The sequence below is a fragment of the Polaribacter septentrionalilitoris genome (assembly GCF_009832745.1).
Classification (GTDB): Bacteria; Bacteroidota; Bacteroidia; order Flavobacteriales; family Flavobacteriaceae; genus Polaribacter; species Polaribacter septentrionalilitoris.
In genome coordinates, this window is sequence record NZ_VRMJ01000005.1 from 39334 (window position 1) to 54657 (window position 15324).

The following is a 15324-nucleotide window of genomic DNA, read 5'->3' on the forward strand; positions in this document are numbered from 1 at the left end:
TACAAAAACTTTAATATGAAAAAAATTACAGCAATAGCGATTTTATTCGCAGTGACGTTTACATCCTACGCTCAATCTTTAGGATACCAAGATTTAGGAGTACTTTTCTCTCAAGATGATCTAAATGGGTCAGCACGTTTTACATCTATGGGTGGTGCATTTGGTGCTTTAGGTGGCGATGTTTCAGTTATGAATATTAACCCAGCAGGTATTGCGGTTTTTAACAATAGTGTTTTTTCAGGAACTTTTAACTCCAGAAACACTAATATCATGACTACTTATGGTAATCAAAACCTTGAAAGAAATACATTAGGCTCTCAAAATGAGTTTTTTAATCTTTCTCATGCTGGCGCTGTGTTAGTTTTTGATTCTGCATATAATTCTGAATGGGGTAAATTTGCACTTGGCGTTAATTATAGAATAACCAAAGACTTTACAAATTCATTTTTAGCTCAAGGTAATAGTGGAACCGCTACTTTCACTGAATTCCCTTTAGACAACAACAACCCAGCTATTGTTTATGATATTGCTGACGAACAAAGGTTCACAAATAATTATAATGGAGAAATTTCTGAGTTTAATGTTGCATTTTCTTCAGTTCACCAAAACAAACTTTACCTAGGTATTGGATTCAACTTTTACAATTTAGATTTTAGTCAACAATCGCAATTGACAGAATTTAATAGCGATGCCAATGGTAATACTCTTGACGCTAATTTTTATCAAGAAAACATTACTACAGGAAGCGGTTTTTCTGCTAACGCAGGGTTTATTTATAAAGCCCATAAAAATTTTAGATTTGGACTTTCTTACCAAACTCCAACTTGGTTTTCAGAAATTTTTGAAATAACAAATATTACTGATAATGATGGTTTTAACGGAGATACAGAGATAGTTGTTAGTAATGACAATAGAATTTATGATAATACTGCTGGTGGTTTTTTTCCATCACAAGAATTACTATACAGATTAAAAACTCCAAGCAAATTAACAGCGAGTGCTGCATTAATTTTTGGTAAAAATGGTTTATTAAGTTTTGATTATATCAACAGAAACTACCAAAATATGAGGTTAACCAATGATGTTTTTACTCAAGAGAACCAGTTTTTTCAAAATGAGTTAAGAAACACACATTCTTATAATATAGGTACAGAATGGCGTTTGAATAGGTTTAGCGTACGTGGTGGATATCGATTTGAACAAAACCCAGATAAAGTAGCTTTAGATTCTGATAATTTAAAAGGATATTCATTGGGTGCTGGTTATAACTTTGGAAGTTTTAAATTAGATTTTTCTTACAGTGACAACAATCAAACAGGAGTTTACAATTTTTATTCAGGATTTAATGTGAATCCTGCTGAATTTCAAATTGATAATAAAACAATTACAGCAACAGTAACTTTAAATCTTTAATCTAAAAGTTATGCTGAAATCCTTATGAAAAAGTGATCCATTTTTTCATATGGATTTTTATTTAACAAATTTAAAACAGTACTATTTATCTTTTTTGCCGTAATTTTGCAACTTAATTTTTAGAAAGATGCAAGACGTAAAAATTACAATTCAAGAAACTACAAACAACACTATTGTAAAGTTTAATAGCAACAAGATTTTAATTAATGGTGGAAGCTATGAATTCTCAAATATAGATGAGGCCAAAAACTCTCCTTTAGCGCAACAACTATTTTATTTACCTTTTGTAAAAAAAGTTTTTATTACTGCTAATTTTATCGCCGTACAACGTTTTGATATTGTAGAATGGATAGATGTTCAAGAGGAAGTTGCTACACAATTAGAATCGTATTTAAGTGATGATGGAATTGTCGTAAACGAAGAGCCAAGATCAAAAAAAGAAGCTATTGAGGTTTATGCAGAGGTTACTCCAAACCCTGCTGTGATGAAGTTTGGTACTAACAAATCTTTAACGCAAACTGATGTTGAGTATAAAAACATTGAGGAAGCTAGCAAATCATCGCCTCTAGCACAAGCTATTTTTAATTTTCCTTTTGTAAAAGAAGTTTTTATTTCTGATAATTATATTTCTATTACAAAATATGATATGGTAGAATGGAATGAAGTTTTTGCAGAAGTAAGAACATTTATTCGCGAATATTTGGTTGCTGGTAAAACCATCATTCATGAACTACCAAATCAAGAAAAAACTAAAAATTCAGACAAAGTAAAACAACCTAAAGTACAACTAGAAGGTATTTCTGCACAGATTGTAGACATCTTAGACGAATATATTAAACCTGCAGTAGCTGGTGATGGAGGTAATATTGCATTTAGATCTTATGATGAGCAAAACAAAGTGGTAAGCGTTATTTTACAAGGCGCTTGTAGTGGTTGCCCTTCTTCTACTGCAACTTTAAAAAACGGTATTGAAAACTTACTTAAAGAAATGCTTCCAAATCAAATTAACGAAGTGGTTGCTATTAACGGATAAGAATGTCAGCAGAAAAAATAAATCCATACAAAGATTCTAAACTTGGTAAAAAGGAACAAGTTGCTCAAATGTTTGACAATATTTCTGAAAATTATGACGGATTAAACCGTGTAATTTCTCTTGGAATTGACGTGAAATGGCGTAAGAAAGTAGTTCAAATTGTTGGAAAAAATAACCCAAAACAAATTTTAGATATTGCTACAGGAACTGGTGATTTAGCGCTAATGATGGCTGATTTAAATCCGGATAGAATTGTAGGTTTAGACATTTCTGAAGGAATGTTAGCCGTTGGAAAACAGAAAATATTAAAAGCCAATTTGTCTGACAAAATAGATATGATTGTTGGTGATTCTGAAGCTATGCCCTTTCAAGACAATACTTTTGATGCAATTACAGTTTCTTTTGGCGTTCGAAATTTTGCAAACCTTAATAAAGGAATTAAAGAAATTGCAAGAGTTTTAAAACCAACAGGGGTTTTAGTTATTTTAGAAACTTCTAATCCTACTAAATTTCCCTTTAAACAAGGCTATAAGTTTTATACTAATTTTATTTTGCCTATAATTGGAAAACTTTTTTCAAAAGATAAAGTGGCGTATTCATATCTTTCTGAATCTGCCAATTCTTTTCCTTTTGGAGAAGCTTTCAACAATATTTTACAAAAAAATGGGTTTACAAGTACAGAAGATAAACCTGTAACTTTTGGAGTTGCTACAATATACACAGCGCATCAATAAATTATGAAAAATAGAATTTTAATCTTAAGCTTTTTTATTTTAACTACTTCTGCTTTTTTTGCTCAAAGAGATAAAGTTGAATACTTACCTAGTTTCGATAAAAGAAAAATTCACTACGGATTTTACTTAGGGTTAAATCAAAATGATTTTAAGTTTAGCCTAAGAGAAAACACCAATGTTCCTGATGCTTATATTACCGCTAAACCAGAAATAGGTTTTAATGTTGGTTTAATTGTTGATTTAAGATTACATAAAAATCTAAATCTTCGTTTAGAACCGGGTTTAATGACCAATTCAAAGAAAATACACTTCAATCATTTAACAGCACAAGATAGCGTAAGAGATATCAGTTCTACATATTTACACGTTCCTTTAGTTTTTAAATTTAGTACAGATAGATACAACAATATTCGTCCTTATGTTTTAGGAGGCGTATCTTACAACTATAACTTTTCTAGTAACGAAGCCAATCAAGACGATAATTCTGCAGGTCAGTTTAGAATGAAAACTCATAACTTTATGTACGAAGTTGGTATTGGTGTAGACATTTACTTGTATTTCTTTAAATTCTCACCATCTATCAGAGGTATTTTTGCATTTAACAATGAAATTAAATACGATGATGATATAAATAGTAAGTGGACTGCTCCAGTAAACTTTATGGGAACCAGAGGTATATTCTTGAACTTAGCCTTTGAATAACTAAAAGATAGGAAGTTTCATAAGCAAAAGGCAACTGCTAGCGCTTTAATCTAGACCTCTCCTAAACTCACTTAACAAAATCGCTGTTGCTGTTGCTACATTTAAACTTTCAGTTTCTTGAGTGTCTCCAAACCTTGGTATCGAAATACTATTATTTACCAGCTCTTTTACCTCATCAGAAACTCCATTTGCTTCATTACCCATAACTAAAACCCCATCTCTTGGCAGTAAAGTTTTGTAAATATTTTCACCATTCATATCAGCAATAAATTTTGGTAAATTAGTTGCTGCTAGATACTCAATAATATCTACGTAATGAATTGATATTCTTGTTAAAGACCCCATACTTGCTTGTACAACTTTTGCATTGTAACAATCTACTGTATCTTTAGAACAAATCAACTCTTTTATACCAAACCAATCACACAAACGTATAATTGTACCTAAATTTCCAGGGTCGTTAATAGCATCTAAAACAAGAACAAAACCTTTATCATTTATTTTGTTTTGTTCTGGGATTTTGAATAATCCCAATACTGTATTAGGATTCTTTAAGTTACTTACTTTTTTCAAATCAGTATCAGAAATACAAACCAATTTATCTTTATCAATATCTTCGTTTACAAATTTATTAGTATGGAAAAGAGTATGTAACTGAAAATTCGAATTCAAAAATTCATTGACTACTTTTACACCTTCAACAATAAATAAATTGTGCTTTTGTCTATACTTTTTCTGCGATAAACTTGTTATTAATTTTAGTTGATTCTTTGAGATATTCATTAATTAACTGTTATTGGAAATAAACCGTTGAAAAATACTATTTTTGAAATTGATAGCATTGCTAAATTAATGAAAAAACTTACTTTTTATTTTTTTGTCTCTCTAATACTAGCTTCATGTAACTCCACAAAGCATGTTACTGAGGATGAACACATGCTTACACAAAACTATATTTTTGTAGACAGTGTAAGAGATAAAAGTAGTGAATTACAGAAATATATTCTTCAAAAACCCAATGCTCGTTTTTTAGATCTACCTTTTGGTTTATACGTACATAACTTTGGTAATCATGATAAACCTAAGACTCCGAGCGAATGGGGGAAAAAAAATTCCAGGTCTTACAACTTTATCAAAAGCATTTTTTCTGAAAAACAAAGCATTGCTTATGCCAATTCTTTTATTGGTTTAAACAATTGGTTTTTAAATTATGAAGCACCTGAAATCATTAACCAAAGAAAGGTAAAACAGACTGCAGATAATCTCTGGGCATACTATAAAACTAAAGGTTATTTTAAATCTAAAGTAGATACTGTTGTTAATCTATATGATGATAAAAAAGCTACTGTAGAGTACCATATAACCAAAGGAAAAGCCACACTTTTAGATACTATAAAGCTAAATATTAAATCGAAAGTTTTAGATACTATTTATAATAATTCAGAGTCAACTTCTTTATTGAAAAGTGGTGATCAATACAATGACCAAACCTTTAGAGATGAAGCCAGTAGAGTGGTAAAACTTTTTAGAAATAAAGGTATTTACAACTTTACAGAATCTGCTTTAGGTTTTTATGTAGACTCAACTAGAGCAGATTACAAAACCAATGTTAATTTTGTAATTTCAGCAAATAGATTGATTGAACAAGGAGGGAATTATGTTCCTGTTCCTTTTAAAGTTCATAAAATCTCTAAAGTAAACATCATTACAGATTATTCTTTTATTAAAAGAAATGAAACTATTACAGATTCTCTACATTATAACGGAATAAACTTTTTAGCTTATGATAAAGTGAAGTACAACCCTAAATATTTATCACAATCAATCTTTTTAAAACCTAATGAAGTATATAAAGATACTTTAAGAAACTTAACTAGAAATCATTTAAAAGGACTCAAAAATTTTAAATCTACCAATATAGAAATTATACCAATTTCAGGAACAGACAATGAATTAGAAATGCGTGTAAAGCTAGCTCCAATAGAAAAATACACATTAGGTTTAGAAACAGAGCTTACCCACTCAAACATTAGAGAAATAGGTACATCAGCAAAATTTTCCATTACCAATAGAAATACATTTAGAGGTACAGAGTTGTTAAAATTATCTTTTTTAGGTTCATACTTTAACTCAAATAATGGTCCTGGTTGGGAAATTGGTGCAGATGCCTCTTTAGAAATACCAAGATTTGTAGCACCTTTTGGATTAGGTAAGCTTGTACCCAAAGAAATGTCTCCAAGAACACTATTTTCAGTAGGTACTAGTTTTCAGAAAAATATTGGTTTAGACAGACAAACTTTTACTTTTTTATCTGATTATAGATGGCAATTTAACTCAAAAAAAACAATTCAGTTAGAAGTTTTTAATACACAATACATTAAAAATCTGAATATTGGAAGTTACTTTAACATTTATAATTCAGAATTTTCAAATCTCCAATCTATAGCAACTACCTACGACAATACTACTGGCTCTAACTTTTCACCTCTTTCTAATAACTTGGAAAACCAAGTTAGTAATGCATTAAATTTCATGAATAATTTAGCAGGAAATAGCACTTTTAGAACAAGTAATCCAGAAGAATACAACACAGCTCTTAATATCTTAAATCGATATAATATTATTACATCAGATTTTTTAATTCCAACTTTAGCCTACACTTTTACTTACAATAACCAAGCCAACTTTAAAGACAATAACTTTTCTTTTTTTAGGATTCGTTTCGCAAATTCTGGAAATATTTTAGGCTTAATATCCAATAAAAAGAATGCTAATGGTAAAAAAACCTTTGCAGATATTCCTTTAGCTCAATATTTTAAAACAGATATAGAATATAAGAAGTTTTGGGATGTTGGCTTAAGTTCTGTATTTGGGTTTCGAACTTTTTTAGGAGCTATTATTCCTTACGACAATTCAGATATTCCTTTTACAAAAAGTTACTTTGCAGGAGGTTCAAACGATATCAGAGCGTGGCAAACTTATGAGCTAGGACCAGGTAGCAGAAATACAGGTCTAGAATTTAATATTGGTAGTTTAAAATTTTTAACCAGTGCAGAATACCGTTTTCCTGTTTTTGGGAAATTAAAAGGAGCGCTTTTTGTTGATGCTGGAAATATTTGGGACATCTCTAATACTGAATTTGAAGATTCAGATGCTCGTTTCAACAACTTTTCATCATTAAAAGATATCGCTATAGGTTCCGGATTTGGAGCTAGATTAGACTTTAGTTTTTTAATTCTTCGTTTAGATGTTGGTTTTAAAACATACGAACCTTATTTGAACGGAAACAAATGGCTACAAAATTTTAATTTAAGTAGTGCCGTTTACAATATTGGTATCAACTACCCCTTCTAAAACTACGAAAAGTCTATAACGTTTTCGTTATTTTATATAAAGAATCACCCTTATTTTTAGTACTTTTGATGATAAATTAATGATAAAACACTAAAAATGAGTCATAATATAAAACCAGGTGTAGCAACAGGTAAAGAAGTTCAAGAAATTTTTAACCTTGCTAAAGAAAAAGGATTTGCATTACCAGCTGTAAACGTTACAGGTTCTAATACAATTAATGGAGTTTTAGAAACTGCAAGAGATTTAAACGCTCCTGTAATTATTCAATTCTCAAATGGTGGCGCACAATTTAACGCAGGTAAAGGTTTATCAAACGATGGTCAAAAAGCCGCTATCGCTGGTGGTATTGCTGGCGCAAAACACATTCATGAATTAGCTGTAGCTTACGGAGTTCCTGTAATTTTACATACAGATCATTGTGCTAAGAAATTATTACCTTGGATTGATGGCTTATTAGATGCATCAGAAAAACATTTTGCAGAAACTGGGAAACCTCTATATAGTTCTCACATGATTGATTTATCTGAAGAACCTATCGAAGAAAATATCGAAATTTGTAAAGAATACTTAGCTCGTATGAGCAAAATGGGTATGACTTTAGAAATTGAATTAGGTATTACTGGTGGAGAAGAAGACGGTGTTGATAATTCTGATGTTGATGCTTCTAAATTATACACACAACCAGAAGAGGTTGCTTATGCTTACGAAGAGTTATTAAAAGTTTCACCTCAATTTACAATTGCAGCAGCTTTTGGTAATGTTCATGGTGTTTACAAACCAGGTAACGTTAAATTGACTCCAAAAATCTTGAAAAACTCTCAAGAATACATTTCTAAAAAGTACAATGTACCTCATAACACAATCGATTTTGTTTTTCATGGAGGATCTGGTTCAACTTTAGAAGAAATTAGAGAATCTATTGGTTATGGTGTTATAAAAATGAACATTGATACAGATTTACAATTTGCATTTACAGAAGGAATTCGTGATTATATGCAAGGTAAAGCTGATTACTTAGCAACTCAAATTGGTAATCCTGAAGGCTCTGATCAACCAAATAAAAAATATTACGACCCAAGAAAATGGTTACGTTTAGGTGAAGAAACATTTAAAGAGCGTTTAAAACAAGCATTTTCTGACTTAAACAATGTAGATACGTTATAGTCTCTATCATTTTTATAAATTTAAAAGCATTTTGATTTTTATCAAAGTGCTTTTTTTATGACATTACTTTACTCAAAAGAACAGTTTAACAAAAAATCTTTTACATTTGTATTTCTATTTCTTTCTCAAAAAAAGAAATCAACCTAAAAAACATAACAACAACTATGGCTTGGTTTAAAAGAACAGATAAAGGTATTCAGACCTCTACAGAAGATAAAAAAGACACCCCTAAAGGTTTATGGTATAAGACTCCTAGCGGAAAAATCATAGACACAGAAGAATTAAAAAGAAACCTATATGTAAGTCCAGAAGATGGATACCACGTAAGAATTGGAAGTAAACATTATTTCGAATTATTTTTTGACGAAAATAAATTCACTGAATTAAATGAGAAATTAACTTCTAAAGACCCTTTAAAGTTTGTAGACACAAAAAAATATCCTGATAGATTAAAAGCAGCACAAGAAAAGACAAAACTAAAAGATGCAGTTAGAACTGCAGTTGGTAAATCTTTAGGGAAAGACTTGGTAATTGCTGCTATGGATTTTTCTTTTATTGGTGGTTCTATGGGATCTGTAGTAGGAGAAAAAATTGCGAGAGCAATCAATTATTCAATAGAGAATAAAATTCCTTTTTTAATGATTTCAAAATCTGGTGGTGCAAGAATGATGGAAGCTTCGCTTTCTTTAATGCAATTAGTAAAAACATCAGCAAAGTTAGCTCAATTAGCAGATGCTAAAATTCCATACATTTCTTTATGTACAGATCCAACAACAGGTGGTACAACAGCTTCTTATGCCATGTTAGGTGACATTAATATTGCTGAACCAAATGCACTAATTGCGTTTGCAGGACCAAGAGTTGTAAAAGACACTACTGGAAAAGAATTACCAGAAGGATTCCAAAAATCTGAATTTGTATTAGAGCATGGCTTCTTAGACGCTATCTACGAGCGTAAAGATTTAAAAAAGCAAGTCAATTTATATATTGATTTGATTCAAAATATTCCTGTCAGAAAAAAGGAAGCAGTATCATAATAAAAAAAGCTAGCAATTGCTGGCTTTTTTATTTCAATAACTTTCTAAAAAGAAAGAGATTACATCTTTAGGTTATAAAAAATAATCATATATTTGCAGCTTCAATGAAAACATCATTGATATACATAAAAATCATTTAAATAATATTGGCATGTACTTAACAAAAGAAATTAAAGAAGGAATCTTCGAAAAACACGGTAAAGGAAAGAATGATACTGGTTCTTCAGAAGGACAAATTGCGTTATTCACACACAGAATCAATCACCTAACAGGACACTTAAAACAAAATCGTAAAGATTTTAACACAGAGCGTTCGTTAGTAAGAATGGTAGGTAAACGTAGAAGTTTATTAGACTATTTAAAGAAAACAGATATTGCTAGATACCGTGCAATTATTAAAGAATTAGGAATTAGAAAATAATTCTCATTTAAAAAAGAGGCTCTATAAACGTGCCTCTTTTTTATTTTTACAAAGTATTTAATTCTGCCTAACAAACAGAATCAAAATAAAAGTTAATATCAATTAACTCTCATTCTTGTTAAAGCAAGAAAAAAAATCAAAAGAACTAACAATCCTTTTGAATTTCCATTGGAAAAACACACAACAACTACAACACAACAACAAACAAATTAAAAATTTAGAATTAAAATTTTATGATTCCAAAAGTATTTAGAGAGGTCATTGACCTTGGAGATGGAAGAACCATCTCATTAGAAACCGGTAAATTAGCAAAACAAGCGCACGGTTCAGTTGTTGTTCAATCAGGTAAATGTATGTTATTGTGTACAGTGGTATCAAACTATCATCAAGCAGATGTAGATTTTTTACCATTAACTGTAGATTACAGAGAAAAATTTGCTGCTGCAGGACGTTATCCTGGAGGTTTCTTTAAAAGAGAAGCAAGACCAAGTGATGGAGAAGTATTAACAATGCGTTTAGTAGACCGTGTTTTACGTCCATTATTCCCAAAAGATTACCACTCAGAAACTCAGGTTATGATTCAGATGATGTCTCATGATGATGATGTTATGCCAGATGCAATGGCTGGTTTAGCGGCTTCTGCTGCTATTCAGTTATCAGATTTACCATTCGAATGCCCTATCTCTGAAGTAAGAGTAGCAAGAGTAAATGGTGAATTCGTAATCAACCCAACAAGAGCTCAATTAGAGGAAGCTGACATTGACATGATGGTTGGTGCTTCTGCAGATTCAGTAATGATGGTAGAAGGTGAAATGGATGAGTGCTCTGAAGAAGAAATGGCAGAAGCTATTAAAGTGGCACACGAAGCAATTAAAGTACAATGTGCTGCTCAAGTTGCTTTAGCAGAAGCTTTCGGAAAGAAAGAAGTTCGTGAATACGAACCAGCAATTGAAAATGAAGAATTAGAAGCTAAAATTAAAGAATTAGTATACGATAAAACGTATGCAATTGCAAAAGCAGGTTCTGCAAAGCATGAAAGAAGTGCTGCATTTAGCGAAATTAAAGAAGAAGTTGTCAACTCTTTCTCTGAAGAAGAGCAAGCTAAATTTGGTAAACTTATTGGAAAATACGTTGCAAAAGCGCAAAAAACTGCAATTCGTGATTTAACTTTAAAAGAAGGTTTACGTTTAGACGGTCGTAAAACTACAGATATTAGACCAATTTGGTGTGAGGTAGATTATTTACCATCTACTCATGGTTCATCAATTTTTACAAGAGGTGAAACGCAAGCATTGGCAACTGTAACTTTAGGAACTTCTAGAGAAGCAAACCAAATAGATATGCCATCTTTTGAAGGTGAAGAAACATTCTATTTACACTATAACTTCCCTCCTTTTTCAACTGGAGAAGCACGTCCAATTAGAGGAACGTCTAGAAGAGAAGTTGGTCATGGTAATTTAGCGCAAAGAGCATTAAAAGGAATGATTCCTGCTGATTGCCCTTATACAGTAAGAGTGGTAAGTGAAGTTTTAGAATCTAATGGTTCTTCTTCTATGGCAACTGTTTGTTCTGGAACAATGGCATTAATGGATGCTGGTGTACAATTAAAGAAACCTGTTTCTGGTATTGCTATGGGATTAATTTCTGATGGTGAAAACTACGCAGTTTTATCTGATATTTTAGGTGATGAAGATCACTTAGGTGATATGGACTTTAAAGTGACTGGAACTGCAGATGGTATTACTGCTTGCCAAATGGATATTAAAATCAAAGGATTAAGTTACGAGATTTTAGTAAACGCATTAAAACAAGCAAGAGATGGTCGTTTACATATTTTAGGTAAATTAACTGATACTATAGAAACTCCAAATAATGATGTAAAAGCTCATGCTCCTAAAATGATTACCAGAAGAATCCCTAACGATTTAATTGGTGCATTTATTGGTCCAGGTGGAAAACACATTCAAGAATTACAAAAAGAAACAGAAACTACTATTGTAATTACAGAAGACCCAGTAACTGAAGAAGGTATCATTGAAATTTTAGGCACAAAACCAGCAGGAATGGATGCTGTGATTGCTAAAATTGAATCAATGTTATTCAAACCAGAAAAAGGTTCTGTTTACGAAGTAAAAGTAATTAAAATGTTAGATTTTGGTGCGGTTGTAGAATACACAGAAGCTCCAGGAAATGAAGTTTTATTACACGTTAGCGAATTGGCTTGGGAACGTACAGACAATGTTTCTGACGTAGTGAAACTAGGTGATGTTTTAGATGTAAAATACTTTGGTATAGATCCTAAAACACGTAAAGAAAAAGTTTCTAGAAAGGCATTGTTAGAAAAACCAGAAGGTTGGACTCCAAGACCTCCAAGAGATAACAATCGTGGAAGAGACAACAGAGGTAGAGATAATCGTGGACGTGATAACAGACGTGATGATCGTAGACCTAGACAAGATAGAAAAGAAGATTAATTTCTTTTTAAATTGATATGAAAATCGCCAATATTAATTGGCGATTTTTTTATGCTTTTTTGTTTCTTTGTGAAACTTAATGAAGATTCAAAAAATAACTTATCTATCTCTAGGAACCAATCAAGGAAACAAACTAGAAAATCTACAAAATGCTATCAACGAAATAGATCATAAAGTTGGAGCAATTCAAAGTATTTCTTCTATATACAAAACACCATCTTGGGGTTTTAGTGGAAATGATTTTTATAATATTTGTATTAAAGTCACCACCTACCTAGCATCAGAAATCTTAATAAAATCTCTTTTAGAAATTGAGAATGAATTGGGAAGGGTTCGTTCTTCAAAGCTGGGTTATCAAAACAGAAACATTGATATTGACATTCTATTATTTGATGATGAAATTATCATTTCTAAAACGTTAACAGTACCTCATCCTAAAATGCTTCAACGCAAATTTGTGATAATTCCACTAGCGGAAATTGCACCATCCGTAATTCACCCAGTAACAAAACAACAGATTTTTATATGCGCCAAAAGTTGTGATGATAATTCAAAAATTACAATTATTGATGAAAAATTAACAAGACCTGTTCATCTATCAGAAAAGTACAATTATATCGCTATAGAAGGTAATATTGGTGCAGGAAAAACATCATTAGCTAATATGATTTCTGATGATTTTAATGCTAAATTGGTACTAGAAAGATTTGCAGACAATCCTTTTTTACCAAAATTCTACAAAGATCAAGAACGGTTTGCTTTTCCTTTAGAGATGAGTTTCTTGGCAGACAGATATCAACAACTAACCGATGATTTGGCACAGTTTGACTTATTTAAGAACTTTATTGTATCAGATTATTATATCTTTAAATCGTTAATATTTGCTCAAATCACTCTACAAAAAGATGAATATAAGCTATATAGAAAAATGTTTGATATTATGTATAAAGAAATTACAAAACCAGATTTATACATTTATTTATATCAAAATACAGATCGGTTATTAGAAAATATTAAAAAAAGAGGCAGAAATTATGAACAAAGTATTGAAGCATCGTACCTCAAAAAGATTCATAATGGATATAAAAACTTTATTAACACAGAAAAAAATCTGAATTCAATAATTATAGATGTCTCAAAATTAGATTTTGTTAATAATTACAATGATTACAATTACATTCTAAATAAAATAAAGCATTTTTAAAAAAAAAATGATACTTTTGCGGGAAATAATTCCCCCAATTGTTTCAAACAGAAAATTATACTTAAAAAAATGAGGAGAATTTTTTTACTAATATTATTTAGCACATTTCTTGTTGCTAAATCTTTCAGTCAATTTACTACAGACGAAATTACATACGGAAATAGAATCGATTTAGAAAACAGCAATAGTTGGGCTGTTGGTGGTGGATTTAGCAATTTTATAATGCATGGAGATTTACGTTCTATTGGTACTGGTGATGATACCAATTATCTAAACTTTGGAGCCTTTGCCTACGTTGATAAAATGTTTAATCCTTTATTAGGTATAGAGTTTAAAGCTAGCTATTCTAAAATATCGGGGGGAGCTCAGTACTTTTCTACAACTTCAGGCTATGAAATTTTATACACCAAAGATGATGCAGGTTTAATTCAAGACAATTCTTACTTTGAAGGTGTTGCTTTTGGTGGGGAAATCAATTTGATATTTAGTTTTACTAACTTATATCAAACCACTGCTAGTAAATGGCATGCTGCTGGTTACTTTGGTGTTGGTTGGCATCAATATGACACAAAGCTATCAGAAAGAATTGATGGTGCACCAGACAGAGTATTAGTAGATTTTGGTAACAACCCTGCAAGAAATAGTGTTAGTTATGCAAGTTCTATTTATTTATCTGGGCAATTTGGTTTAAAAAGAAGATTAAACAAACGTGTTGACTTAGAGTTTAGAACTGGAATGTATTTCAACTATGAAGATCATTTAGACGGGGCTATTTCTAACAAGCAAGATTGGGAAACATTCTTTGTTTCTAGTATAGGTGTTGCTGTTAAATTAGGTAAGAAAAAAGTATTTACCATTTGGGGTGATGAAAATGGAGGTACAGATCAATTTAAAATTGTTGATACAGATAACGATGGTGTAATGGATCAATTAGATATTGAACCAAATACACCTGCTGGTGTAATGGTATATGGTAATGGTAAAGCTGTAGATTCTGATAAAGATGGTCTACCAGATTATAAAGATAAATGTCCTTTAAAATACGGACCAATATCAAATCAAGGTTGTCCGTTAAACACAGATGCTGATGGAGATGGCATCATGGATGGGGAAGACTTGTGTCCTAATACACCTGGTGTAATAGAAAACAAAGGTTGTCCTAAAAAAGATACAGCTGGTCCTACTAATGTTACTCAGCAAATTGGATTATTAGCTGCAAGTATTTACTTTGACACAAATAGTGATAGAATTAAATCTATCTCTTTTGCAACAATTGATAAGATTATCAACTTAATGAAGCAAGTACCTGATGTGAAATTTGTTATTGAAGGACATACAGATAATAGAAATAGTGACAGATACAACTTGTACTTATCTCAAAGAAGAGCTGCTAGTGTAAGAAAATACATGATCAAACAAGGAATATCAAACTCTAGACTTGAATCTAAAGGTTATGGTGAATCTAGACCTAAGTTCTCTAATGATAATGCAGGTGGTAGACAGTTAAACAGAAGGGTAGAAATTAAACCAGTTGGTTCATTAGATTAATACATAAATTAAATCTACATATTAAAAGAGCTGCCAAAATTTGGCAGCTCTTTTCTTATTGTAAATAAATGGAACTTAACTTAGTCCTTATATATTCTAAATTAACGAAATATACTATTCAAAAAAATAATTATTATTTAATAGCATCACTACCTGAGAGAATATCTATTTTTAAAAGTATCTTGAGAAATAAATAGTTTAGTTCATAAAATTCATATTTAGCTTAAAATTGTAACATTT

General features: G+C 31.0%; 12 protein-coding genes. 11 read left to right on the forward strand and 1 reads right to left on the reverse strand.

Features of this window, described 5'->3' with window-relative positions:
* Positions 1 to 15: 15 nt before the first annotated feature.
* The 4 genes from FP421_RS00665 to porT all read left to right on the forward strand — a co-directional run bounded on the left by FP421_RS00665 (position 16) and on the right by porT (position 3882).
* Positions 16 to 1413, forward strand: coding sequence for an OmpP1/FadL family transporter (locus tag FP421_RS00665; RefSeq protein ID WP_159946577.1), 1398 nt, complete (start codon positions 16 to 18; stop codon positions 1411 to 1413).
* A 127-nt stretch (positions 1414 to 1540) separates the two neighbouring features.
* Positions 1541 to 2446, forward strand: coding sequence for a NifU family protein (locus FP421_RS00670; protein ID WP_159946579.1), 906 nt, complete (start codon positions 1541 to 1543; stop codon positions 2444 to 2446).
* Positions 2447 to 2448: 2 nt separating this feature from the next.
* Complete coding sequence (ubiE, locus tag FP421_RS00675; RefSeq protein ID WP_159946581.1) at positions 2449 to 3180, forward strand: bifunctional demethylmenaquinone methyltransferase/2-methoxy-6-polyprenyl-1,4-benzoquinol methylase UbiE; 732 nt, start codon at positions 2449 to 2451, stop codon at positions 3178 to 3180.
* Positions 3181 to 3183: 3 nt separating this feature from the next.
* A complete protein-coding gene (gene porT, locus FP421_RS00680; protein ID WP_159946583.1) occupies positions 3184 to 3882 on the forward strand; it encodes a type IX secretion/gliding motility protein PorT/SprT in 699 nt (232 codons plus the stop codon).
* Between the two features lie 45 nt (positions 3883 to 3927).
* Here porT and FP421_RS00685 read toward each other — a convergent pair whose 3' ends face one another.
* Positions 3928 to 4665: a TrmH family RNA methyltransferase gene (locus FP421_RS00685; protein ID WP_159946585.1), complete on the reverse strand. Its 738-nt coding sequence runs from the start codon at positions 4663 to 4665 to the stop codon at positions 3928 to 3930.
* A gap of 69 nt (positions 4666 to 4734) precedes the next feature.
* Between FP421_RS00685 and tamL the strand changes: the two genes are divergently transcribed.
* From tamL to FP421_RS00720, 7 genes are all read left to right on the forward strand, one after another.
* The gene (tamL, locus tag FP421_RS00690) at positions 4735 to 7236 is read left to right on the forward strand and encodes a translocation and assembly module lipoprotein TamL (protein ID WP_159946587.1); all 2502 of its coding nucleotides are present in this window, start codon (positions 4735 to 4737) and stop codon (positions 7234 to 7236) included.
* Between the two features lie 96 nt (positions 7237 to 7332).
* A complete protein-coding gene (gene fbaA / locus FP421_RS00695; RefSeq protein WP_159946589.1) occupies positions 7333 to 8400 on the forward strand; it encodes a class II fructose-bisphosphate aldolase in 1068 nt (355 codons plus the stop codon).
* A gap of 164 nt (positions 8401 to 8564) precedes the next feature.
* Positions 8565 to 9437 carry an acetyl-CoA carboxylase, carboxyltransferase subunit beta gene (accD, locus tag FP421_RS00700; protein WP_159946591.1) on the forward strand — a complete coding sequence of 291 codons (873 nt, stop codon included), beginning with the start codon at positions 8565 to 8567 and terminating at the stop codon, positions 9435 to 9437.
* Positions 9438 to 9588: 151 nt separating this feature from the next.
* A complete protein-coding gene (gene rpsO / locus FP421_RS00705; protein ID WP_159946593.1) occupies positions 9589 to 9858 on the forward strand; it encodes a 30S ribosomal protein S15 in 270 nt (89 codons plus the stop codon).
* A gap of 233 nt (positions 9859 to 10091) precedes the next feature.
* Entirely contained in the window at positions 10092 to 12332 is a 2241-nt protein-coding gene (locus FP421_RS00710; protein WP_159946595.1) for a polyribonucleotide nucleotidyltransferase, read from the forward strand.
* A 79-nt stretch (positions 12333 to 12411) separates the two neighbouring features.
* Complete coding sequence (gene folK / locus FP421_RS00715) at positions 12412 to 13536, forward strand: 2-amino-4-hydroxy-6-hydroxymethyldihydropteridine diphosphokinase (protein WP_159946597.1); 1125 nt, start codon at positions 12412 to 12414, stop codon at positions 13534 to 13536.
* 69 nt (positions 13537 to 13605) lie between these two features.
* On the forward strand, positions 13606 to 15084 hold the full coding sequence (locus tag FP421_RS00720; protein WP_159946599.1) for an OmpA family protein: 1479 nt from the start codon (positions 13606 to 13608) through the stop codon (positions 15082 to 15084).
* The last annotated feature ends 240 nt before the right edge of the window (positions 15085 to 15324 follow it).